This is a genomic window from Sphingomonas sp. (genome assembly GCF_025362505.1).
GTDB lineage: Bacteria > Pseudomonadota > Alphaproteobacteria > Sphingomonadales > Sphingomonadaceae > Sphingomicrobium.
The window spans coordinates 15,023-37,136 of sequence record NZ_JANYGG010000026.1 but is presented as its reverse complement, the minus strand read 5'-3'; the positions used below and the strand labels follow the sequence as shown (position 1 = coordinate 37,136).

Annotated in this window: 28 protein-coding genes; 14 read left to right on the top strand and 14 right to left on the bottom strand. The window is 65.3% G+C overall.

Translation table 11 applies throughout. From position 1 onward, the window contains the following. Positions 1–40: 40 nt before the first annotated feature. The gene (locus tag Q0R27_RS01915) at positions 41–844 is read right to left on the bottom strand and encodes a CoA ester lyase (protein ID WP_293940399.1); all 804 of its coding nucleotides are present in this window, start codon (positions 842–844) and stop codon (positions 41–43) included. Positions 845–907: 63 nt separating this feature from the next. Between Q0R27_RS01915 and Q0R27_RS01910 the strand changes: the two genes are divergently transcribed. The 3 genes from Q0R27_RS01910 to Q0R27_RS01900 are packed head-to-tail and all read left to right on the top strand — an operon-like array spanning position 908 to position 2,556. Continuing rightward, positions 908–1,909, top strand: a complete 1,002-nt coding sequence (locus Q0R27_RS01910) for an SPFH domain-containing protein (RefSeq protein WP_293940398.1) — start codon at positions 908–910, stop codon at positions 1,907–1,909. Beyond that, the gene (locus Q0R27_RS01905; protein ID WP_293940397.1) at positions 1,906–2,361 is read left to right on the top strand and encodes an NfeD family protein; all 456 of its coding nucleotides are present in this window, start codon (positions 1,906–1,908) and stop codon (positions 2,359–2,361) included. The genes Q0R27_RS01910 and Q0R27_RS01905 overlap by 4 nt, the downstream gene beginning before the upstream one ends. Positions 2,362–2,364: 3 nt before the next feature. After that, on the top strand, positions 2,365–2,556 hold the full coding sequence (locus tag Q0R27_RS01900; protein ID WP_293940396.1) for a hypothetical protein: 192 nt from the start codon (positions 2,365–2,367) through the stop codon (positions 2,554–2,556). A 12-nt stretch (positions 2,557–2,568) separates the two neighbouring features. Here the strand turns inward: Q0R27_RS01900 and Q0R27_RS01895 are convergent, their stop codons facing one another. Next, a complete protein-coding gene (locus Q0R27_RS01895) occupies positions 2,569–4,170 on the bottom strand; it encodes a phosphoenolpyruvate carboxykinase (protein ID WP_293940395.1) in 1,602 nt (533 codons plus the stop codon). 159 nt (positions 4,171–4,329) lie between these two features. Between Q0R27_RS01895 and Q0R27_RS01890 the strand changes: the two genes are divergently transcribed. The 8 genes from Q0R27_RS01890 to Q0R27_RS01855 are packed head-to-tail and all read left to right on the top strand — an operon-like array spanning position 4,330 to position 10,269. Continuing rightward, the gene (locus Q0R27_RS01890; RefSeq protein WP_293940394.1) at positions 4,330–5,040 is read left to right on the top strand and encodes a response regulator transcription factor; all 711 of its coding nucleotides are present in this window, start codon (positions 4,330–4,332) and stop codon (positions 5,038–5,040) included. Then, positions 5,009–6,592 (top strand): stimulus-sensing domain-containing protein, encoded by a 1,584-nt coding sequence (locus tag Q0R27_RS01885; RefSeq protein ID WP_293940393.1) that lies wholly within the window; start codon positions 5,009–5,011, stop codon positions 6,590–6,592. Before Q0R27_RS01890 ends, Q0R27_RS01885 begins: the two co-directional genes overlap by 32 nt. Beyond that, positions 6,589–7,026: an HPr kinase/phosphatase C-terminal domain-containing protein gene (locus Q0R27_RS01880; protein WP_293940392.1), complete on the top strand. Its 438-nt coding sequence runs from the start codon at positions 6,589–6,591 to the stop codon at positions 7,024–7,026. Before Q0R27_RS01885 ends, Q0R27_RS01880 begins: the two co-directional genes overlap by 4 nt. A 1-nt stretch (position 7,027) precedes the next feature. Beyond that, positions 7,028–7,954 (top strand): RNase adapter RapZ, encoded by a 927-nt coding sequence (gene rapZ, locus Q0R27_RS01875; RefSeq protein WP_293940391.1) that lies wholly within the window; start codon positions 7,028–7,030, stop codon positions 7,952–7,954. A gap of 51 nt (positions 7,955–8,005) precedes the next feature. Next, positions 8,006–8,413, top strand: coding sequence for a PTS sugar transporter subunit IIA (locus tag Q0R27_RS01870; RefSeq protein ID WP_293940390.1), 408 nt, complete (start codon positions 8,006–8,008; stop codon positions 8,411–8,413). Further along, the gene (locus tag Q0R27_RS01865) at positions 8,413–8,679 is read left to right on the top strand and encodes an HPr family phosphocarrier protein (protein WP_293940389.1); all 267 of its coding nucleotides are present in this window, start codon (positions 8,413–8,415) and stop codon (positions 8,677–8,679) included. The genes Q0R27_RS01870 and Q0R27_RS01865 overlap by 1 nt, the downstream gene beginning before the upstream one ends. Further along, positions 8,679–9,479, top strand: coding sequence for an RNA methyltransferase (locus Q0R27_RS01860; protein WP_293940388.1), 801 nt, complete (start codon positions 8,679–8,681; stop codon positions 9,477–9,479). The genes Q0R27_RS01865 and Q0R27_RS01860 overlap by 1 nt, the downstream gene beginning before the upstream one ends. Positions 9,480–9,516: 37 nt before the next feature. After that, entirely contained in the window at positions 9,517–10,269 is a 753-nt protein-coding gene (locus Q0R27_RS01855) for an META domain-containing protein (RefSeq protein WP_293940387.1), read from the top strand. Between the two features lie 119 nt (positions 10,270–10,388). On the opposite strand, the gene Q0R27_RS01850 is transcribed toward Q0R27_RS01855, so the two are convergent. Next, positions 10,389–11,768, bottom strand: coding sequence for a DNA recombination protein RmuC (locus Q0R27_RS01850; RefSeq protein WP_293940386.1), 1,380 nt, complete (start codon positions 11,766–11,768; stop codon positions 10,389–10,391). Between the two features lie 105 nt (positions 11,769–11,873). Between Q0R27_RS01850 and Q0R27_RS01845 the strand changes: the two genes are divergently transcribed. Beyond that, positions 11,874–12,272: a four-helix bundle copper-binding protein gene (locus Q0R27_RS01845; protein ID WP_293940385.1), complete on the top strand. Its 399-nt coding sequence runs from the start codon at positions 11,874–11,876 to the stop codon at positions 12,270–12,272. 9 nt (positions 12,273–12,281) lie between these two features. Here the strand turns inward: Q0R27_RS01845 and Q0R27_RS01840 are convergent, their stop codons facing one another. The 9 genes from Q0R27_RS01840 to Q0R27_RS01800 all read right to left on the bottom strand — a co-directional run bounded on the left by Q0R27_RS01840 (position 12,282) and on the right by Q0R27_RS01800 (position 19,475). Next, positions 12,282–14,654, bottom strand: coding sequence for an EAL domain-containing protein (locus Q0R27_RS01840; protein WP_293940384.1), 2,373 nt, complete (start codon positions 14,652–14,654; stop codon positions 12,282–12,284). Between the two features lie 121 nt (positions 14,655–14,775). Further along, the gene (locus tag Q0R27_RS01835) at positions 14,776–15,666 is read right to left on the bottom strand and encodes a branched-chain amino acid aminotransferase (protein WP_293940383.1); all 891 of its coding nucleotides are present in this window, start codon (positions 15,664–15,666) and stop codon (positions 14,776–14,778) included. Positions 15,667–15,731: 65 nt separating this feature from the next. Further along, the gene (locus Q0R27_RS01830) at positions 15,732–16,556 is read right to left on the bottom strand and encodes a pyrroline-5-carboxylate reductase dimerization domain-containing protein (protein ID WP_293940382.1); all 825 of its coding nucleotides are present in this window, start codon (positions 16,554–16,556) and stop codon (positions 15,732–15,734) included. A gap of 4 nt (positions 16,557–16,560) precedes the next feature. After that, positions 16,561–17,064, bottom strand: coding sequence for a YbjN domain-containing protein (locus Q0R27_RS01825; protein ID WP_293940413.1), 504 nt, complete (start codon positions 17,062–17,064; stop codon positions 16,561–16,563). After that, positions 17,061–17,357, bottom strand: coding sequence for an accessory factor UbiK family protein (locus Q0R27_RS01820; protein WP_293940381.1), 297 nt, complete (start codon positions 17,355–17,357; stop codon positions 17,061–17,063). Before Q0R27_RS01820 ends, Q0R27_RS01825 begins: the two co-directional genes overlap by 4 nt. Positions 17,358–17,359: 2 nt before the next feature. Further along, positions 17,360–17,893 carry a TspO/MBR family protein gene (locus tag Q0R27_RS01815; RefSeq protein ID WP_293940380.1) on the bottom strand — a complete coding sequence of 178 codons (534 nt, stop codon included), beginning with the start codon at positions 17,891–17,893 and terminating at the stop codon, positions 17,360–17,362. Beyond that, positions 17,886–18,629: a TlyA family RNA methyltransferase gene (locus tag Q0R27_RS01810; RefSeq protein WP_293940379.1), complete on the bottom strand. Its 744-nt coding sequence runs from the start codon at positions 18,627–18,629 to the stop codon at positions 17,886–17,888. Before Q0R27_RS01810 ends, Q0R27_RS01815 begins: the two co-directional genes overlap by 8 nt. 58 nt (positions 18,630–18,687) lie before the next feature. Then, positions 18,688–19,167 carry a DUF1465 family protein gene (locus tag Q0R27_RS01805; RefSeq protein WP_293940378.1) on the bottom strand — a complete coding sequence of 160 codons (480 nt, stop codon included), beginning with the start codon at positions 19,165–19,167 and terminating at the stop codon, positions 18,688–18,690. A 110-nt stretch (positions 19,168–19,277) separates the two neighbouring features. Continuing rightward, positions 19,278–19,475: a DUF465 domain-containing protein gene (locus Q0R27_RS01800; RefSeq protein WP_293940377.1), complete on the bottom strand. Its 198-nt coding sequence runs from the start codon at positions 19,473–19,475 to the stop codon at positions 19,278–19,280. Between the two features lie 151 nt (positions 19,476–19,626). Here Q0R27_RS01800 and Q0R27_RS01795 point away from each other — a divergent pair, with 151 nt between their 5' ends. After that, on the top strand, positions 19,627–19,782 hold the full coding sequence (locus Q0R27_RS01795) for a YdcH family protein (RefSeq protein WP_293940376.1): 156 nt from the start codon (positions 19,627–19,629) through the stop codon (positions 19,780–19,782). Positions 19,783–19,824: 42 nt separating this feature from the next. On the opposite strand, the gene dksA is transcribed toward Q0R27_RS01795, so the two are convergent. Beyond that, positions 19,825–20,190, bottom strand: a complete 366-nt coding sequence (dksA, locus tag Q0R27_RS01790) for an RNA polymerase-binding protein DksA (RefSeq protein WP_293940412.1) — start codon at positions 20,188–20,190, stop codon at positions 19,825–19,827. A gap of 378 nt (positions 20,191–20,568) precedes the next feature. On the opposite strand from dksA, the gene surE reads away from it, so the two are divergent. After that, complete coding sequence (surE, locus tag Q0R27_RS01785; protein WP_293940375.1) at positions 20,569–21,336, top strand: 5'/3'-nucleotidase SurE; 768 nt, start codon at positions 20,569–20,571, stop codon at positions 21,334–21,336. Between the two features lie 3 nt (positions 21,337–21,339). Here the strand turns inward: surE and Q0R27_RS01780 are convergent, their stop codons facing one another. After that, positions 21,340–22,023, bottom strand: coding sequence for a metallophosphoesterase (locus Q0R27_RS01780; protein WP_293940411.1), 684 nt, complete (start codon positions 22,021–22,023; stop codon positions 21,340–21,342). Between the last annotated feature and the right edge of the window lie 91 nt (positions 22,024–22,114).

Genomic DNA, 22,114 nt, shown 5'->3' with positions numbered 1-22,114 from the left:
CGGCCCATGACAGGGACGACGTGATTCGCCAAGGGGTTCGCTAGCGTCGCGCCCTCTCGAGCAGGCGCCTGGCGGCCGCGACGTGCATCGCTTCGACCATCGCACCTTCGAATCGTTCGGCGCCTCCGCTCGCCGCCGCGACAAGGCGCTCGGCCCGGGTGATCTCGTCGGGCGTAGGCGCGAAAGCTGCAAGACAGGGTATGATCTGATCGGGGTGGATCAGCGTCTTGCCGTCGAAGCCGAGGCGGCGGGCTTCGGCGCATTCCCGAGCAAGCCCTTGCGGATCGTCGAGACGGTTGAACACGCCGTCGAATACCGCAATTCCGGCGGCGCGGGCGGCGAGGACAATCGACTGGAGCGCGAAACGGAGCTCGTCGCGGCCAGCGTCGGCGGGCAGGCGAAGGTCGACGGCGAGGTCGTTGGTGCCGACGATCAGCCCCGCCGCATCGCGCGCAATGGCCGGCGCGGCGATCACCCCGGCGGCACTCTCGATCATTGCGAGGACTGGTTTCCCGCAATTTTCGCGCACCGCATTCACCTCGGCGGGAAACGACACCATCGGCGCGACCACGAAGTCGGCGCGACTGGCGAGGACGGCAGCGACGTCCTTGGCGAACCACCGCGTTCCCAGCGCATTGACGCGAATCGCGACCGGCATCGGCCACGGATCGGCGAGCGCTTCCACCGCCGCCGCCCGCGCCGCGTCCTTGTCTTCGTCCCTGACCGCGTCCTCGAGGTCGAGGATGACGAGGTCGGCTCGGCTCGCCCTTGCCTTCGCGATCGCGCGCGGATTCGACGCCGGAAGGAACAGCAGCGCCTGGCTGTCGAACAGGTCCGCCTTCATGTCGATTTTCCTTCCACCGCGCGCCACACCGTCGCATCATGGCGGCAACCGAGGGGAGTTTCCATGCTGAGCATTTTCCTGCTGTTCGTCGTTGCACTGGTTGTGCTGTTCGTCATGAGCAGCATCAAGGTCGTCCACCAGGGCTATAATTACACGATCGAGCATTTCGGACGCTTCGTGACGATCGCCCAGCCCGGGTTCAACTTCTTTCCCGCGTTCTTCTATCGCGTCGGGCGCAAGGTCAACGTGATGGAGCAGGTCCTCGACATCCCGGGGCAGGAGGTCATCACCAAGGACAATGCGATGGTCGCGGTTGACGGCGTCGTGTTCTTCCAGGTGCTCGACGCGGCCAAGGCGGCTTATGAAGTGAGCGACATGGTGCTCGCGATCCTGAACCTCGCGACGACCAACTTGCGCACCGTGATGGGGTCGATGGACCTCGACGAATTGCTGTCGAAGCGCGACGAGATAAACGGTCGGCTGCTGTCGGTGGTCGATCATGCGACCGAGGCGTGGGGGATCAAGATCACCCGCGTCGAGCTCAAGGACATTCGTCCGCCGGCCGACATCGTCAACGCGATGACGCGGCAAATGAAGGCGGAGCGCGAAAAACGAGCATCGATTCTTGAGTCCGAAGGTGCACGCCAGAACGATATCAACCGCGCCGAGGGCCAGAAACAGTCCCAGATTCTCGAGGCCGAGGGGCGCAAGGAGGCCGCCTTTCGCGACGCCGAGGCGCGCGAGCGGTCGGCGCAGGCCGAGGCAACCGCGACCCAGATGGTGTCTGACGCGATCGCCGGCGGCAGCAGTCAGGCGATCAACTATTTCGTCGCACAGAAATATGTCGAGGCGATCAGCCTGTTCGCAACCTCCCCAAATGCCAAGACAATCCTGTTCCCGATCGAGGCGAGCGCGTTGATCGGATCGTTGGGCGGGATCGGCGAGCTGGCGCGCGAGGCGTTGGCAGGGGTGGCGTCGCCCGCTGCTCCCAAGCCTGTCTCGCCTAGAGCGCCTTCCCCGGCGGCCCAGCCCGGCGTGCCAACCGTGCAGATTCCTCGCTCGTGAGTTTCCCGGTCGATCCTGGCTGGTGGTGGGCAATTGGCGGTATCCTGTTGCTCATCGCCGAGGTCATTGCTCCCGGCTTTTTCCTGATCTTCGTTGGCGCGGCGGCGGTGGCGACGGGGGTTTTTACTTTGTTGTTTGGGCTTGGTGTGACCGCGCAACTCGTCTTGTTCGCCCTCTACACGGCGCTGGCGGTGATGGCTGGCCGGCGCTTCTACGCTCGGCCGCGCAATGCCGATTCGGCCCCGCTCAACGACCGCGCGGCGCAGTTGGTCGGGCGGCGGGTCACCGTCACCCAGGCGATCGACGGCGACGGTGGGCGCGTGCGGCTCGGTGATGGCGAATGGAGCGCACGTGGCGGCCCTGCCGCGGTCGGGGCCATGGTCGTCGTACGCCGCGTCGAAGGCAATTGCCTGATCGTCGACCCAGTCGTCGAGATTGCGTCCTCAGAGTAAGTCATGACCGACAAGTGCGCCCACCGCACCGGTCTCAAGGGGTATGTACAGCCCTATGGCGACGTCGCGGTCGGGGGCTATCGCAACTCCCCCTATGTTGTGATCCAGAACACCGGGGCCAATCTCGACACGCCCAAGTTCCTAAACACCGGCTATGTCATCGAGACCGCCGCCGATGGGCGGTCGGTCCCCTGAAGCTGTGGCGGATCAGGCGGCGACGCGAGGCGCAGCTTGGCGGACCCCGTCGTCGACATGGCTTTCGAACTCGGCGAAATTCTCGACAAACAGCTGGACTAGCTTCGCCGCGGTGCGGTCGTACTCGTCCTTGTCGGTCCAGGTCTGGCGCGGATCGAGAATCGCCGGATCGACCCCCGCGACCGAGACTGGCACTTCAAAGCCGAAGTTCGGGTCGCGGCGGAACTGGCCGGCCTTGAGGCTGCCGTCGATCGCCGCGTTGAGCAGCGCGCGGGTTGCCTTGATCGGCATGCGGTGGCCAACGCCATACTTGCCCCCGGTCCAGCCGGTATTGACCAGCCAGCAATCGACCCTGCCCTCGGCGATGCGCTGTTTCAGGAGGTTGCCATAGACCGACGGGTGGCGCGGCATGAACGGCGCGCCGAAGCAGGTCGAGAAGGTCGCCTCGGGCTCGGTCACGCCGATCTCGGTGCCGGCGACCTTGGCGGTGTAGCCCGACAGGAAATGGTACATCGCCTGGTCCGGGGTAAGCCTCGCGATCGGAGGCAGCACACCGAACGCATCGGCGGTCAGCATGATGAGGTTTTTCGGTACCGGCCCCATGTTGCGCTCCGACGCATTGGGGATGAAGTCGATCGGATAGACGCCGCGGCTATTCTCGGCGAGGGTTGCGTCGTCGAGATCGAGCGTGCGGTCGGTCTCGTCCATCACGACATTCTCGAGCACGGTGCCGAAGCGCGTAGTCGTGGCGAAGATCTCGGGCTCGCTCTCGGCCGAGAGGCGGATCATCTTGGCGTAACAACCACCCTCGAAGTTGAACACGGCGGTGTCCGACCAGCCATGCTCGTCGTCGCCGATCAGCGTGCGGCTCTTGTCGGCCGACAGGGTCGTCTTGCCGGTACCCGAGAGGCCAAAAAAGATCGCGGTATCGCCGTTAGGGCCGATATTGGCCGAGCAATGCATCGGCATGATGCCCTGCGGCGGGAGCAAGTAGTTGAGCAGGCTAAACACCGACTTCTTCATCTCGCCGCCATATTCGGTGCCGCCGATCAGGATCAGCTTCTCGGTGAAGTTGACCGCGATCACCGTCTCGCCGAGGCAACCGTGACGCGCGGGATCAGCGCGGAAGGTCGGCAAGTCGATGATCGTGTATTCGGGGACGAAATTTGCGAGCTCGTCGGTCTCGGGACGGACCAGCATCGTGCGGATGAACAAGCTGTGCCAGCTATATTCGTTGATGACGCGAACCTTGACGCGATGCTCGGGCTGCGATCCGCCGAACAGGTCCTGGATGAACAGGTCCTGCTTGGTGCCAAGATGGACGAGGAAGTCGGCCTTGAGGTTGGCGAAGGCGTCGGGGGTCATCGCCTTGTTCGACTTGCCCCACCACACCGTGTTCTCGGTCTCGGCGTCGCGCACGGTGAACTTGTCCTGCGCGCTGCGCCCGGTATGCCTGCCGGTCTTGACGACCAGCGGGCCGTCCTTTGCGAGCAGCCCCTCGCCGCGCCGGATCGCCAGCTCGACCAGCGGCGCGGTCGTCAGGTTCCAGTGCAGCATCGCGCCGGAAACGAAACCCTGGCTGTCCAACCCATGCGAAGAAATGCGCTCACTCACCGATCAGCCTCCATGAACGTACTTGGACGGTGCAAAAATTGAGCCGCCGCATACGTATGCGGAGCCTATAGTCAGCGAGGCGATCGGGGTCAAAGCGACACTGCTTGTCCTATCTGCTGAGGCCCGGTATCCTTGCCCCTCCCGTCAACCGGAGCGGCCATGACCCCCGAGATCGCGCTCGTCGATGACGACCGCAACATCCTGACCTCGGTGTCGATCGCGCTTCAGGCGGAGGGGTTCGTGACGCGCGTCTACTCCGACGGAGCGGCGGCGCTTAGAGCATTCGCCGACAAGGAGCCTGACCTCGGGGTGTTCGACATCAAGATGCCGGCGATGGACGGGATGGAATTGCTGCGCCGGCTGCGTGAGAGCAGCAACATGCCGGTGATCTTTCTGACCTCGAAGGATGACGAGCTCGACGAGGCGCTCGGCCTCGCGATGGGCGCCGATGATTATATCGCCAAGCCTTTCTCTCAGCGGCTGCTGATCGCCCGCATCCGGGCGATCCTCCGGCGGCAGGAGTTCGCGCGCGGAACGGCGGTAATCAGCGAGGAGAACCCCGAACCGGCATTGATCGAGCGCGGGCGCCTGACGATGGACCCCGCCCGCCACAGGGTGACTTGGGACGGCAGGCCGGTCACACTGACCGTCACCGAATTCATGATCCTCGAAGCGCTCGCCCAGCGCCCAGGGGTTGTCAAATCCCGTAACCAGCTGCTCGACATCGCCTATAGCGACGACGTGTTCGTCGACGACCGCACGATCGACAGCCACATTAAGCGCGTCCGTCGCAAGTTTCGCGGCGTCGATCCCCAATTCGACATGATCGAGACACTTTATGGCGTCGGATATCGTTTCGGCGAAGAGTGAGCCGGAAGAACCGGGCGAATCGCGGCTTCGCTTCCGGTGGCGGCACACACTCGCTAACCGGCTCCTCGCCACCAATCTGCTGACGCTTGGCCTGGTCTGGCTGGCCCTGTTCACGCTCGACCAGTTTCGCGACCAGTTGCTCAGCGAGCGGGTCGGGCGTCTGCAGGCGGAGTCCGATTTTGCCGCCAGCGTTATGGCCGATCAGCCAGCCGCCGAGAAAGTTCGAACGCTCGCGCGGATCGGACGCGTGACCAACAGCCGCATAAGGCTCTATGATCCGGACGGAAAACTGCTGATCGACAGCTGGAAATCGACGGGTCCGACCTTCTTCCTGCGCGATCCGCGCAGCCAGCCGTGGACAAAGAATGTCGCTCGACTGCTCGACCGTGGGTTCAATGCGCTCAGCAGTGGCGGCTTCCTCGAACCGTTTGTCGATCCGGCGATCGACCGGCGCGGCAACTGGCCGGAAGCGCAACGCGCGCTGGCGAAGGGCAAGGGGCAGAGCAACGTCCGCGAGGCGCCCGACCTCACCCCGATCATCACCGCGGCGTCGCCGCTGAGCGACAGGTCGGTGGTGCTGATGCTGGTCAATGACCGCAACTATACGCGCCTGATCCGCGCGGAGCGGGCGTCGCTCGGGGTCGCGCTGACGATCGCCGCATTGCTGTCGGCTGCCCTGTCGCTGTTCCTGGCGCAAACGATCGTCACGCCGCTCCGCCGGATAGCCCGCGCCGCGCACCGCGTGAGGCTCGGCCGGGCGCGTGAGGTACGAGTGCCGCGGCTCCCGTCGCGCCAGGACGAGATCGGCATGCTCGCTCGCGCGGTCAGCGACATGAGCCAATCGCTGCGCACGCGAATCGACAATATCGAAGCGTTCGCGGCGGATGTGACTCATGAGCTCAAAAATCCGCTCGCCTCGCTGCGGTCGGCGGTCGAAAGCCTTGAGAAGGTCGACGATCCGACGCTGCGAGCACGGCTGACCGACGTGGTGCGGCACGATGTGGCGCGGCTCGACCGGCTGATCGGTGATATATCCGAAGCCGCGCGGACCGATGCCGAACTGGCCCGCGCCCGCTTCGAGCCGGTTGACCTCGGGGCGTTGATCGAGAGTCTGGCCGAATCGTGGGAGCAGAGGCGGACAACCGGAAGTGTCCGCATCGCCTTCGCCCGGCCCCGCCGCGATAGCACCATGGTCCTTGGCGACCCGGCCCGTCTTGCCCGCGCAATCGACAATATCGTCGACAATGCGATCAGTTTCTCGCCCCCCGGCGGCCTCGTGGAAGTGGTTGCGGCTCGGGTGGGCGACGGCGTCCGCATCCGGATTGACGACGAGGGTCCGGGCGTGCCGCCCGCGCAACGGGAAGCTATTTTTAACCGGTTTCACTCAGTAAGGCCTGAGGTCGAGCAATTTGGCCGCCATTCGGGGCTCGGCCTTGCGATCGCCCGCGCGATCGTCGAAGGCCATGACGGGGAGATTGATGTGGCCGACCGCGATGACGCACCTTCGGGTGCCCGCTTTACTATCCGCCTGCCAGCGGCAGACCTCGCATGAGCATTCGCCTCTCCTCCGAAACGCTCCACGCAAGCTGCGTCGCGCTCGACGGGCGGGCGGTGCTGATCACCGGCATCTCCGGATCGGGCAAGTCCGACCTGTCGCTAAGGTTGCTTGACCGGGGCTTTACCCTCGTCAGCGACGACCAGACGATCGTCCGCAAGCAGGGTGGCAAGCTGATCGCGTCGGCACCGTCGACGATCACCGGGAAACTGGAGATCCGCGGGGTCGGAATTGTCACGATGGACACAGTCGGTGACGTTCCCGTGGCATTGCTGGTCGATCTGACCAGCGACATCCAGCGGCTCCCCGACGATAGCCGCGAGCGCCCGATCCTCGGGGTTAACCTGCCGCTGGTCAGCGTCGACGCGATGACCGCCTCGGCGGCGTCGAAAGTGGCGCTCGCGCTCGATCGCCTCGGGCTCAAGGTTTAGCGTGGCCCGCCGCCAGCCTCCGCAGCTGGCGCGTCTGCTCCTCGTCACCGGCATGTCGGGCGCGGGCAAGTCGAGCGTACTCGATGCACTCGAGGACATGGGCTGGGACTGTGTCGACAACCTGCCCGCGACGCTGCTCCAGGCCTTCGTCCATGCCGAAAGGGAAGTGCGCCGGAAGATGCCGATCGCGGTGGGAATGGACGTCCGCAGCAGAGGCTTCGACGTCGCTACCCTCCCCGAGCTGGTCCGCGCAATCGAAGGTGTCTCGCCCGAAATCCTCTACGTCGACTGCGCCGGGGCCGAGCTCATTCGCCGCTATGGCGAAACCCGCCGCCGTCACCCGCTCGCCCCCGACCGCCCGGCCGAGGATGGCATCGCGCGCGAACGCGAAATGACCGCGCCGCTGCGGCTGACGGCCGACGCGGTGATCGACACCACCGACCTCAAGCCCGCCGACCTGCGCGAGGAACTTCGCCGGCGCTATGGCAGCGACCGCGACGAGCCGGTACTGACGATCGCCTCGTTCGGCTTCGCGCGCGGCGTGTCGCGCACCGCCGACCTGGTGTTCGACATGCGCTTCATCGACAATCCGCACTGGATCGAGGAGCTTCGCCCGCTCACCGGCATGGACCTCCCGGTCCGGGACCATGTCGCCGCCGATCCCGCCTGGGGAGCGACGATGGAGCGCATCGAAGCCCTTCTCGCCGACCTCATTCCCCGCTATTGGGCCGCGGGCAAAACATATCTCACGGTGGCGTTCGGGTGCACGGGCGGCCGGCACCGGTCGGTAGCGGCGGCGGTCGAAATGACGGAACGGTTGCGGGGCCGAGGCTTTTCGCCGATGATCCGCCACCGTGACCTCGCCACGCCGCCGAGCGACATGATCGAGGAACAGCCGGCGCGTCTTTCGGACGAACCGGACAAGTAATAGGCGGGCATCCAGGTACTGGTCATCCAGGCCTATGTAGCGGGTGAGGGAATGATTGGACTGGTTTTGGTGACCCACGGCCGTCTGGCGGCCGAGTTCATCACGGCAATGGAGCATGTCGTCGGGCCGCAGGAAGCGATCGAGGGCATTTGCATCGACGCCGACGACGACATGGAAGTGCGCCGCGGCGATATTGCCGCAGCGATCGCGCGCGTCGACCAAGGCACGGGGGTGATCATCCTCACCGACCTGTTCGGCGGCACCCCGTCGAACCTCGCGATCAGCCTGATGAAGAGCGACTCGATCGAGGTCATCGCCGGCGTCAACCTGCCGATGCTGATCCGGCTCGAGGGAGCGCGCAAGGCGATGGGGGTCCGCGCGGCAGTCGCTGCTGCGCGCGAGGCGGGGCGTAAATATATTTCGGTAGCGAGCGAAATCCTCGGCGAGGCCGCAGCCTAGTGCCGAGCCGATCGGTCGCCCTCGCCAATCGCCGGGGTCTTCACGCCCGGGCGAGCGCCAAGTTCGTCACGCTGGCGAGCGAACTCACCGCGACGGTCGAGGTTGAGAAGGACGGCAACAAGGTCGTCGGTACGTCGATCATGGGCCTGATGATGCTCGGCGCGGCAATGGGCGACGAGATATTGATCACGACCGAGGGCGACGGCGCCGACGAGGCGCTCTTGGCTCTGGTGGCGCTGGTCGAGGGTCGCTTCGGCGAAGATTGATGCCGCGGGTCGTCACGTCGTTCGGCAATGACACGGTCAAGCTGATCCGATCGCTGCGCGACAAGAAGGCGCGGCGGGAGAGTGGGCTGTTCCTCGCCGAGGGACTGCGCATCCTGACCGAGGCGCGCGATAGCGGCAAACTTCCCGAACTTATCGCTTATGGGCCTTCGGGAGGGGCTCATCCGCTGGCCGCCGAGCTGATCGAAGCGACCGAGGCGGCGGGGGGCGAGGCGATCGAGACCACCCCCGACATCCTCGCCAAGATGAGCGGCAAGGACAATCCCGGGCTGGTGCTCGGCGCCTATCGCCAGCCGCCGACCGACCTCGCCCGCATCGTCCGCGAAACTTCACCCTTGTGGATCGTTGCCCAGGCGCTGCGTGATCCGGGCAATATCGGAACCATCCTGAGGACCGGCGATGCCACCGGCGCGGGCGGACTGATCCTGATCGACGATTGCGCCGATCCCTATTCGGTCGAGGCAGTGCGGGCGTCGATGGGGGCGGTATTCACGCAGGCCATCGCCACCGCGCGGTGGGAGGAGTTCCTGCCGTGGCTCCGAGCCGGGCCGGGGCAGTTGGTAGGTACCAGCCTGCGGACCGAGACCGACTATCTCGAGGCGCGCTTCGAGGCGCCGTGTTTCCTGCTGATCGGCAATGAAAGCCAAGGGTTGCCGGCGCAGTATGAGGCGGCGTGCGACCTCCTCGTCAAGATGCCGATGATGGGTCGCGCCGACAGCCTCAACGCGGCGGTCGCGGCGGCGGTGATGGCCTTTCAGGTGCGAGCAAGCTGGCGAGGCTGAACTGGAACGGTTCGGGCCCGTAAGTAGTTATCGCGTCATGACCTTTTTATCCCGCCTCATCCCGCTGGCGCTCGGCGCCACGCTGCTGTCGGCCTGCACCACGATGGAGAACCCGTTCGGTGGCGGCTACCCGGGGCCGCCGATGCCCGGCCCGACGGGGGTCTTTTTTCACGCGGTCGGCCAGGAACCCGGCTGGACGCTCGATATAGACCCGCGCCAGATGCGCTTCTCCGGCCCCTACGGCCAAGGGCCGATCAGCCAGCCGACGCCGCGCGCGATCAACGGCTTTGCCGGCGAGATCTACCAGACGCCGCGGCTCAACGTGAACGTCGTCCACGGCCGGTGCCGCGACGGAATGAGCGGGCGGGCCTACCCCGACAAGGTGCAGGTCCGCGCCGACAACCGCAGCTTTGAAGGCTGCGGCGGACCGACCGATGTTCCATCCGCGGCGCCGCCAGTGATGAGCGGCCCCCTGGCCGACAGTCACTGGCAGGTAGTGTCGGTCAATGGGCGCACGACCCCGCTCAAGGGCGAATATCGCATGGATTTCACCTTTGACCGGGTCAGCGCGCGGTTCGGCTGCAACAGCTTCAGCGGGACTTACGCGCTCGACCGCGACATGATGAGCACCGGACCGCTGATGTCGACCAAGATGGCCTGCCGCGACCCCGCTGCGAGCTTCGAATCGCAGGGTAGCGCGGTCGTTACCCAACCCGCCCGGGTGCGTTTCTCGCCGGGACACCTGACCCTGACCAACAATGCGGGGATCATCGAGCTGGAACGGCGCTGAGGCTTCTAAGGTCAGTCTAAAGTCAGCCCTCCGCGCAATGGCTGCTTTGTCGTTTTTCCCAAGCGAATCAATTGATTGGGGATAGTTGCAGGCGAAATCCTATTATGCCAGCATAATCGTTACGCGAGGGCGTCGTCCTCGTCGGCAATGGGGCTGGGGAGCGCCACGTCCGAATAGCGCGCAAGCGCTTCGACGGCAGGAAGGTCTTCTAGCTTTTTTGAACTAGGTTCGAGGTTAAGGTCCTCAAACTTTTTACCGGTCTTAACTAATCTCTCCTCGAAGCTAGTCACGAATTTGTTGTAGTTCGTCACAGCTGTCCCGAGCCCGCTGCCTACAACGCGCAAATGTCCGGCAGCAATTACCAGCCGATCATATAATTCTTTCCCCAACTCGCCGATTCTCCTCGCTTCGGTTGCGAGCTTCTCCTGTCGCCACACCGCAGCGACGGTGCGGGCAATGGCGATGAGGTTGGTCGGAGTGGCGAGCAGCACGCGGCGGCCGAAGGCATAATCCCACAGCTCCGAATCCTGCTCGAGCGCGGCCGAGAGGAAATGCTCGCCGGGGATGAACATCACGACATAGTCGGGGGCGTCGGCGAATTGCGACCAATAGGCCTTCGCGCCCAAGGTGTTGACGTGCGCCTTGATGGCGTTGGCGTGGCTGACGAGATGCGCCGCGCGCTCGACCTCGTCGACCGCACCGAACGCGTCCTGATAGGCGTTGAGCGACACTTTGGCGTCGATCACCAGGCTTTGGCCGCCGGGGACGCGGACGATGACGTCGGGGCGGAGGCGAACGCCCTCGTCGCCAGTGACGCTGACCTCGGTGGCAAAGTCCGCATGTTCAGACAGGCCGCAATTTTCGAGCACGTTGCGCAGCTGCTGCTCGCCCCAGCGGCCGCGCGCCTTGGGGGCGTTGCGAAGCGCGTTGACGAGCTTGGCGGCCTCGGCCGAGACTCGTTCGGTGCCCGACTTCATCGCTTCGATATGGCCGGTTAGCAGCCCGAAATCCTTGCGCCGGTCCTCCTCGACTTTGCCGACAACCTGCTCGTAACGTTGCAACCGATCATGAACAGGCTGAAGCAAAGCCTTCAGATTATTGCCGGAAGTTGCCTCGGATTCCTTGAAGCGCTGCTCGGCGCGTTCGAGAAACTGCTTTTGCGCACTCTCCAGCAATTTGCCGCCGACCTCGGCAAATTGGGCGCCGAGCGCTTCCTTGGCGGCGGTTAGCTCGGCGAGGCGTTGCTCGAATCCGCGCTCGCGCTCGTCCTGCTGCGCGGCGGCGGCGGCGTGGCGCGTGGCGAGCTCATTATGCTCGGCGCGGACTGCTTCGACACTCCGCGCATGCCCGTCGCGCTCCTCGCGCACTGAGTCGAGCTGGAGCCGCAGCGAATCGACTACCCCCTGCCCCGCCGCGCTCGCGCGCGAGCCGACGAGCCAGCCAACCAGCGCACCAACAAGCAGCGCAACGATGACGATGATCGCGACTGTGGCGTCCATGAATACCCCTTAGGCGGAACGAAGCGCGAACCTAGCTTTGGCGTGGCGCTTGCTCAAGGGGAACTTCGCGTGCCATGTCGCATTCAAGACAAAACAGGAGCGCGCATGTCCATTCGCAAGATGATCGGCCTTCACCCCAACGCCAAGGCCAACCCGGCGCTCGCCGAAGCGGCGCATCATTTGATGTATTGCGCCAAGATGTCGCTGTCGTGTGCCGATGCCTGCCAGGCCGAGGCACGCGGTCCCGAGGCGATGGATATGACCCAGTGCATCCGGCTGTGCCTCGATTGTTCGGACATTTGCGAGGCGACGTCGCGGCTTGCGATCCGCCAGACCGGGAACGACCAGCCGATGCTGCGAGAGCTGCTCGAGCTGTGCGCGCGGATGTGCGAGGCGTGCGCGGCTGAATGCGAGCGTCACGAGCATGAGCATTGCCGCCTGTGCGCGCAGATTTGCCGCGAGTGCGCCGCCGATTGCCGCAATGCTGCGGCGAGTTTGGGCTAGGAGCCAGAGTCAGGCGCGTTTCCTGACGATGCGCCGGGCGGTTTGTTCGATGTTGGCCGACGCGACCGGGCGGCCGAAGTAATAGCCCTGAAGCTGGGTGCAGCCCAGCTCGCGCATGACCTGCGCATGGTGCTCGGTCTCGACGCCCTCGGCGGTGGTTTCGACGCCGAGGCCGCGGGCGAGCGCGAGGATGGCGGCGACGATGGCGCGCGAATCCTGGTTGCCATCGGCGGCGTCGCGGACGAACTGCTGGTCGATCTTGATCTTGGCGAATTTGGCGCGGCTCAAATAGCCGAACGACGAATAGCCCTTGCCGAAATCGTCGAGCACCAGCCGGACGCCGAGCGCGCGCATCCGGGCGAGCGAGCCCATGGTGGCGGGGTCGTCCCCCAGAAAGATGCTTTCGGTGACTTCGAGTTCGAGCAGGTTGGGATGGAGTCCGCTCGACGCCAGCGCGCCGACGACCGCCTGAGCGAGACCCGGCCCGCCGAGCTGCGCCGCCGAGACGTTGACCGCGACGCGCATCGGCTCGGTCCAGCGCGCCGCCTCGGCGCACGCCTCGCGGATCACCCAGCCGCCGATCTGGTGGATGAGGCCAGCATCCTCGATGATCGGGATGAACACGTTGGGCGCGATGTCGCCCCGCGTCGGATGGCGCCAGCGGAGCAGCGCCTCGCGGCCGACGACATTGCCGCTGTCGGCGTCGACGATCGGTTGATAGGCGAGCGTGAAGCCGCCGGCGTTGAGCGCCTCGCGCACGTCGTTCTCGAGCAGGCGATGGTCCTCCGCGTCCTCGAACATATGGCGTTCGAAGAAAGCGTGGCTGCCGCGCCCGGCCGCCTTGGCGCGATAGAGCGCGAGGTCGGCGCTACGGATCAGCGCTTCCTCTCGCGCGCCGTCGGCAGGGCCGATGGCGATGCCAAGCGAGGCGCCGATATGGACGTTGGCGACGCCGATCGTGAAGCTGCGCGACAGGTCGGCGATGATCTGGCCGGCGAGATCATCGACGGCGTCGCGGCGACTGCAGTCGCGCCAGATGACCGCGAACTCGTCGCCGCCGAGACGGCCAACCGTCCCGCCGGTGCCGACGATCCGTTCGAGCCGCCGGGCGACCTCGATCAACAGTTGGTCGCCGATGGCGTGGCCAAGCGTGTCGTTGACCAGCTTGAAGCGGTCAAGGTCGACCAGCAGCAGGGCGCAGTCGCTGTCGCCCTGGCACTGGCGCAGCAGCGCTTCCTCGATCTGTTCGCGAACGAGCAGGCGATTGGCGAGCCCGGTCAGCGGATCGCGCCGGGCATTCCGCGTGGAATCGTCACCGTGGAGACGGATGTCGGTGATGTCGGAGCCAACTCCGCGCCAGCCCACGACGGTACCATGTTCGTCGATCATCCGCTTGCCCGACAATGCCCACCAGCGCGTCCCGCCCTTCGTCAGGATCGCGCGGTCGCGGAAGTCCTCGCCGGCGCGAAAATGATCCAAGACGGCGCGCATGCCCGACGAGACCTCGGAGATTTGGCGGGTCGGGTCGAGCAGGGTGAAGACGCTGACGCCGAGCAATTCGCTGATCGGGCGGCCGATCTCGCGCGCCATTGCGGCGGTCATGAAGCGCAGGCGAAGGTCGGCATCGAGCTCCCACAGCCAGTCGCTGCCGCTTGCCTCGAACTCGCGCAGGAGCCTGACCAGTTGCGCCTGCTCCTCTAGCTCGAGCCGGGCGCGGAGATGGCTGACGAACTGACGCGCGCTCACCAGCGACGACCAGCAAAGCGTCCCGGCGAAAGCCAGCGTCAGCAAACCGATCAACGGTGCGCCAAGCTCGATCGTCGCGCCGATCGACGCGACCGCGAGGATCGCGATATAGGCGAAGGCGGCAGGCGGGACACTCGCCATGGTCACGCTCGCGCCGCTCATCATTCCGATCATCACGATCACGATCAGCAACCGCTGATTCTCGCTGGCGTGCGGAAACCACGCCAGCATCGGCACGGCCCACAGCAGCGCCAACAGTCCAATCCCGGTGGTGATCGAGCGAAGTCCGGTCGGGTTGCGCTGGGCGTACAGCGGGTCGTGCACCAGTCGCCAGGCACGGAGCAGGCGATGAGTGCAAAAGCTGGTCATGATCCCGAACCATGTGGCGAGCTGCCATCCGCGGACAGACCCGGCTAGCGCGGCCACGACCACCACCGCGTTGAACAGGTTGGCCGTAACGGTCACCGGGACGAGCCGGATCAATGCATGGAATTGCGCCAGCCTGATCGTGCTCGTCGCGACATCCTGGGGTGCGGAGAAGTGACAAATGTCGCGCAGCGGCACCTTGCCGAACCGATCCGCCACGAGGCGCGCCGGAAACAGCGGTTCATCCTGCCCGATCGTCCCCCGCTCCATCAGCTGTCGGCCCTTTACACCAGCACGAAGGCCTAGTGATCAGGTCTTGCCAAAGCGTGAAAAAAGTCCCTGCGACAAGCAAGGAGGCACAAAGTTCGAACCATCTACGACGAAGTTCAGGTCAAATGGTCGGCTGCCGTCCGTTGACGAGGTCCTCGTAATCGAGCGCGAGCTGGCGCGAGAGGTCGCCGACCTCGAAGTTCCACGGGCCGGCCGACCCGACGAAGGTCACTTCGGCGGCCGATCCGGTGAGGAACATCTGTTCAAAGCTTTCCAGTTCCTCCGGCCAGATGGCGCGCTCGATCACCTCGACGCCGCGATTGCGGGCGAGATCGATGACGGTGCGGCGGGTAATGCCGTCGAGAAAACAGTCAGGCGTGGGGGTATGAATGGCGCCATCGCGAATGAAGAAGGCGTTGGCGCCAGTGGCTTCGGCGACCTGGCCGCGCCAATCGAACATCAGCGCGTCGTGAAAGCCGCGATCTTCGGCGCGATGCTTCGACAAGGTGCAGATCATGTAGAGGCCGGCGGCCTTTGCACTGGTCGGCGCGGTGTAGGGAGCGGGACGGCGCCATTCGGCGATGTCGAGCTTGATCCCGCGCGCGGCCAGGCTGGGATCGAAATATTTTCCCCACTCCCAGGCAGCGATGGCGAGGTGCGGCTTGGTGCGCTGGGCGGAAACGCCCATCTGCTCCGACCCGCGCCAAGCGACCGGGCGGACGTAGGCGTCGGTCAGGCCATTGGAGGCCAGCACTTCGTTGCAGGCGGCGCCGATCTGTTCGACGCTCCACGGCAGGGTGAAGCCGAGCAACTCGGCGCTGTTGCGCAGCCGCTGGCTATGCTCGTCGAGCTTGAAGATGGTGCCGTTGTAGGCACGCTGGCCCTCGAACACCGACGAGGCATAGTGAAGCGCGTGGGTCAGGACATGGACGTTCGCCTCGCGCCACGGCACGAGTTTGCCATCAAACCAGATCCATCCGTCGCGATCGTCAAAATTCGGTCCGTCAACCATGCAAGCCCCTTTGTTGCGGCTGCGAATAGGCGAGGCCGGGGAAACGATCAACCGCAGGGGTCGATTCAACCCTGGCGGGCAGCGTCGGCCAGTTCCTTGCCGCGCGCGATCGACGCGGCGAGCATTCGCCCGATCAGCTGGTTGATACCGTCGGATGCGTCGAGCACCGCGAGCCCGGCCTCGGTGGTGCCCTTGGGCGAGGCCACGTGGCGGGCGAGCTCAGCCATCGGCAGGTTGGTGGCCACTGCCATCGCGGCGGTGCCGGTGAGCGTGTCGAGCGCGATGCGGGCGGCGAGATCGGGGGCGAGGCCGAGCCCCTCCCCTCCCGAGATAAGCGCGTCGACGAAGCGGGCGACATATGCGGGGCCCGAGCCAGCGACCGCGCCGATCGCGGAGAAATGGGCTTCGTCATCGACGATCGGGGCAAAGCCGAGGGCAGCCATCAGCGCTTGAACGAGTGTCAGCGCGGCGGGGTCATCGTCTTCGCTGTAAAGCGCGATGACGCCCTTGCGCTGGGCGACCGGCAGGTTGGGCATGGCACGGACGCAGGCGCGGGCGGTGGGGAAGCGCTGGCGCAACGTTGCCGCTTCGACCCCGGCGAGCAGCGAGATGACGATCGTGTCCGCGCCGAGACGCGGGGCAAGTCCAGGCGCGACCTCGTCGAGTTTCTGCGGCTTGAAGCCGAGCATGACGAGCGCCGGTGGCGGGCCGTCGGGGAGTGCGCTGACAGTGCGGACCCCCTCGACCGCAGCTCCGCTCGGCCGGATCGCGGTCACGGCGACAAGGTCGATCCCGGCCGCGCGCCAGCCGGTCACCATCGCCCCGGCCATGTTGCCGCAACCGACTAGCCAGGTCGGGCCAGGAAACTGGGAATCCGGGAATGACGTCATGGCGTCACGCCTCTCCGGCGGTGTCGATCAGCGCGGCGGCGATCGCCTCGCTCGGCGACTTGCCGCCCCACAGGACGAACTGGAACACCGGGTAAAAGCGTTCGCACTCTTCCATCGCGGCCTCGGCGATGGCCTCGGCCTGTTCGAACGTCAGCCCGTCGCTCTCGCTGACCAACGCGGCGTGGCGGAACACGATCAGCCCCGATCCCGACCACATTTCGAAATGGCCGAGCCACAATTGCTCGTTGATCAGCCCGAGCGATTCGTAAATCGCGGCGCGCTTTTCGAGGCCGACCTTGATGTCGGGGAAGGCGAGGAACTGGAGCACCTGGTCGTCCTGGCGCCAGACACCGCGCAGTTCGTATTGCGCCCAGCTGCCGCTCGCCGAGGCGACGATCTCGCCCTCCCCGGTCCGCTCGCAGGCCCATCCACGCGCCTCGAAATATTGCTCGAGCACTTCAATCGGCGCGCCGTCGTCGCGCTCCTCGTGATCGGGTTCGTCGGTCAGATGGAAGCTCCCGGAGCCGCCTTGGGCGCGCTCTTCGGTCCGGCCTTGGCCTTCGCCGCCGCCTCAAGCGCGACGATCCTCGCCTCGAGCGCCTGATTATGATCGCGCGCGGCGGCGGCCATCGCTTTCACTGCCTCGAACTCGTCGCGCGAAACGAAGTCGGCGCCGCCGATGAACTCGCGCATCTTCTCGCGCATCGAGCCTTCGGCCTCGCGGCCCATCCCGGCGAGCGTTCCCGCCGCGCCGTTCATGATCTTGACGAAATCTTCGAACAGGCGGTTTTCGGACTGCATTTTCAGGCTCCCGTGAGACCGAGCGGATGGGAGTCCGCGCCGGGGTTGAGGCGGCCGGTCTCGTGGTTGAGCACGGTCGCCAAGCATAGCCATGCCAGATAGGGAAGCAGGAGCGCCGCCGCCAGTGGGCGGATGCGCCAGAAGCTGATGATCGTGGCGGTGACCAGCGCGCTGGTGACGAGGATCACTACCAGCGCCAAATCGATGCGGTGCGCGCCGAAGAAGATCGGCGACCAGGCGAAGTTGAGGACCAGCTGCGCGCCGAACAGGAACAGGCCGCGCGACCTCTCTGCAGACGGCGGGGCGTCAAGCACGACCGCAAGCGCGATGCCCATCATCGTGTAGAGCGTGGTCCAAACGGCGCCGAACGCCCAGCCGGGTGGCTGGAAGCTTGGCTTGGCGAGGTCGGCGTACCAGCCATTCGCGAAGCCGCTGTTCGAGACGATCCCCATGAGGAAGCCGACGATTACGATCGCGGGGACGGTGATCAGCGCCTTTTTCCAGATGCCGCGGTCGGATCGGGTGTCATTAGCCATTGTCGTCCCCCTTGGTTGCGCCGAGCAAGAATTCGACATTGCCTTCCGGCCCGGTGATCGGGCTTTGGATAACGCCGTCAACGCCCCAGCCTTGCGATCCGACCCACGATGCCGCCTCGTCGCATACACGTTGGTGGATGAGCGGGTCGCGCACCACCCCGCCCTTGCCGACCTCGCCGCGTCCCGCCTCGAACTGCGGCTTGACGAGTGCGAGAAGGTGCGCACCGGACCGGGCGAGCCCGAGCGCTGGACCGAGCACCTTGGCGAGGCCGATGAAGCTTGCGTCGCACACGACGATGTCGATTGGCCCGGGGATAAGGGTGCGGGTCAGCGTCTTTGCATTGGTCTGTTCGTGGACGATGACGCGGTCGTCCTGCCTGAGCTTCCACGCGAGCTGGTTGGTGCCGACGTCGACCGCGTAAACCTTCGCCGCGCCGCGGTTCAGCAGGACGTCGGTGAAGCCGCCGGTCGACGAACCGACGTCGAGCGCGATCGCGCCGCTGACGTCAAAACCGAAATGAGTGAGGCCGTGGTCGAGCTTGATCCCGCCGCGCGATACCCACGGATGGTCGCGGCCCTTGACCGTCAGCGGCGCGTCGTCGGCGAGGAGGTCACCGGCCTTGGCGACGCGGCGTTCGGCGGCGAACACCTTGCCGGCGAGGATCAGCGCCTGCGCGCGGGTGCGACTTTCGGCGAGCCCCTGGGCCACGAGCAACTGGTCGGCGCGAATCTTCATCGTCGCGCTGTGATAGCCGGGCTTTGACGCGAATGGCAGTTAGAGCCTGATCATTTGGTTAGCGGGCCCAGGACAGGTCGCGCTCGAGCCGACCCATCAGCGCGCGCGCCGGACTCGGGGCGGGTTCGTCGCCGAGCTGGTTCTCGTCGAGCCGTTTGACCCGCGCATAGAGCTCGGCGCTCGAGGTAATGAGGCGCTGCGCCGAGCGGGGCAGCAGCGCGACAATGCTCTCGTCGCTATTGTTGGCGTGACCGAGCCGACGCTCGGGTCGGCGACCATCGCGGCGAGGGATTTCGCCGCTCTCGACCGCGCGCTGGGTCAGCAGCCAGGCGACGATGTGCATGATCCGCGTCGTCACCTTGAGCGATTCGCAGGCGAAGCCGACGCGCGCGAACGGGTCGAGGGTCAGGCGGTCGTCGCGGCCGGCGTCGTCAAAATAGGCGCGCGCCTCGTCCGCGAGCAGCATCGACTCGGTGTAGAGCGAGTCGATCAGCCGCGGGGCGATCCGCGCGCCGGTGTTGTGGTCGAGATCGTCCATCTGGATCACTCTGCCATGACTTGTGTCATTGGAAAACGCCCGCGTTTGGCAAATGTCGTGTGCGAACGTGAAAATGTACCGCTTCGGGACGTTCCGGCAAGAAGTTCCGGTCAGGCGAGAATGTCGGGGGTCATCTGGTCCTGCAGCTGGGCGATTTCGTCCTTCAAGCCCAGCTTGCGTTTTTTCATCCGCGCCAGTTCGAGCTGGTCGCAATTTCCCGCGCCGCGCATCGCGTCGATGTCGGCGTCGAGCCGGCGATGTTCGGCCTTCAGCATGGCGAGGACTTCGGCGGGATCATCATCGTTCATGGTCGACCGCCTTAAAGCCTGATCGGCGCAGCGTCACGATGAGATGCAACGGGCAGCGCCAGCGCCGGACCGAGTCGAATCATGCGAGACAGGGCCTTCGAAAAGTGATTTACTGGTAGGCCTCATCGACCATCGGAAAGGACCATCACCAATGGACAGAGCCCATGTCGAAGCCCTCGGCAGCAAGCATGCCGCGCTCCAGGCGCGGATCGACGATGAAGAGCACCGCCCCCACCCCGACGAAACCGTCCTCGCCCAGCTCAAGAAAGCCAAGCTGAAGGTCAAGGACGTGATGCTGGGCCACTGACGCCCACAAGTCCCAACAGTTAGCGATGGCACCAGCCGCGATTCAGTCGTCGCGGCTGACGCGCTCGACCCGCTCGTGTTTTTCCTGGCATTCGAGGGTCATCGTAGCGATCGGCCGAGCTTCAAGCCGAGCGAGGCTGATCGCTTCACCAGTCACTTCGCAATAGCCGTATTCGTCGTCGTAAAGCCGGCGAACGGCGCTATCGATCTTGCCGATCAGCTTGCGCTGGCGGTCGCGGGTGCGCAGCTCGATCGACCAGTCGGTCTCGCTTGACGCGCGGTCAGCAAGGTCGGGTTCGCGCAGCGAATCGACCTGGAGCTGGACCATGGTGGCTCGTGATTCCTCGACGATCGTCTCTTTCCAGTCGCGCAATTTGCGCAGGAAATAGGCCTTTTGCCGGGGGTTCATGAAGTCTTCGGAGTCGGACGGGCGATAACCGTCCCGCAAGTTGAGCGTGTCGAAACGATCCGGTTCTGAACCGTAGAGGTCAACCAGTGCGGTCGCCATAAATCCCTCCCCACTCTAAACGCCAACCGCCGAACACGCCGGACGGCCCGACAAGCCGGAGGTAATTTGACAGGCATTTCCGGGACTTGTCCCAGAATGCCTGCAAGCCCCGACGCGGCCTATAATTAAGCCCGCGAGGCTTAACAAGGACTGACCGTATGGGTTCGCGCGAACATCTGTGGATAATTTTTCTATGTTGCCGATATAACGCAGATTAGCAGTAGCGCTCGACAACGCCGGGCGGTTGCCCGGGCGGATCGACACCGCCATAGCGCCGCGATGCGCATTCTCCTTACCAACGACGACGGAATCGCCGCCCCCGGGCTTGCCCTGCTCGAGGAAATCGCCGCGACCCTGTCCGACGAAATATGGGTGGTAGCCCCGGCCGACGAACAGTCGGGGGCTGGTCACTCGCTGACGCTGACCCGCCCGATGCGCATCCACCGAGCAAGCGACAGGCGGTTCGCGGTGACCGGGACGCCGACCGATGCGGTCATGATGGCACTCGGCCAGTTGATGAAGGACAGTCCGCCCGACCTCATTCTGTCGGGTATCAATCGCGGCGCCAACCTGGCCGAGGACGTGACCTATTCGGGCACGGTAGCGGCGGCGATGGAGGGCGCGCTGGCTGGGGTTCCGTCGATCGCGCTGAGCCAGTGCTATGCGCGCCAGGGGATGGGCGAAACGGTGCCATTCGAGGCGGCGCGCGTCTGGGCCGCGCAGGTGCTCGCGCCGCTTATCGAAGCCCCGATGGCGCCGGGTACGCTGGTCAATGTCAATTTCCCGGCCTGCCCCGCCGACCAGGTCGCCGGAATTCGCGTGTGCCGCCAGGGGATGCGCGACTATGGTCGGGCCGAAGTGGTCGAACGACGCGACCCGCGCGGCTTTCGCTATTACTGGTTCGCGCTCGGCCCCGCGAAGGAAACCCCGGGCCACGCGACCGATCTCGAGGCGATCGCGGACAATTATGTCAGCGTCACGCCGTTGCATCTCGACATGACCCACGGGCCGTCGCTCGCTACGCTGGGCGAACGCTTCGCGGACTGAATTCTACGCCGACCCCGCCGGCACCTGCAGGAATCGCTGCTCGCACCCTTCGAGCACCAGCGCGGTCAGGTGGCCGCCGGCATAGCAGCCGGTGTCGATGCCGATGCGGTTGGCAAAATTTTCAGGCTCAGCGCTGATGGTGTGACCGTGGACCACGGTGAAGCCATGATCGACCTCGCTGTCGAGAAACCCGGCGCGAATCCAGCGCAGATCGGCGGAGTCTTGCCGTTCGAGCGGGACACCGGGGCGAATGCCGGCGTGGACAAACAAATAATCGCCGAATGCGAACTGGCTGGGACGCGAGCGGAGGAAGGCGATATGTTCGGCCGGGATCGCCTCGCGCATTCGCTGGGCGAGGTTGAAGCCGGGCGAAAAATGTTCGGCGCGCGCGACACCATAGCTTTCGAGCGTCTGGAACCCGCCGTAGTTGAGCCACCCGCGCGGATCCTGCTCGCCGTCGAAGGCGGCGAGCATGGCTTCCTCGTGATTGCCCATCAAGACGTGGCAGGGCGAACCGGGAATGGTGCAACGGCGCACGATTTCCACCACCCCGGCGCTGTCGGGCCCGCGATCGACCAGGTCCCCGAGGAAAATCAGGTGCGTATGGCCAGCGAAGGATTGCGAGTCCAAGTCGATCAGGCCGAACAGTTGCTCGAGCTCGTCGCGGCAACCATGGATGTCACCGATCGCATAGACACGTGTGCCATCGGGAACACAGTGAAGTGACTTTTTTTTGCCGATGCGGCGGCGGCCGGCGGCAGCACGCCCGGTGAGCTCG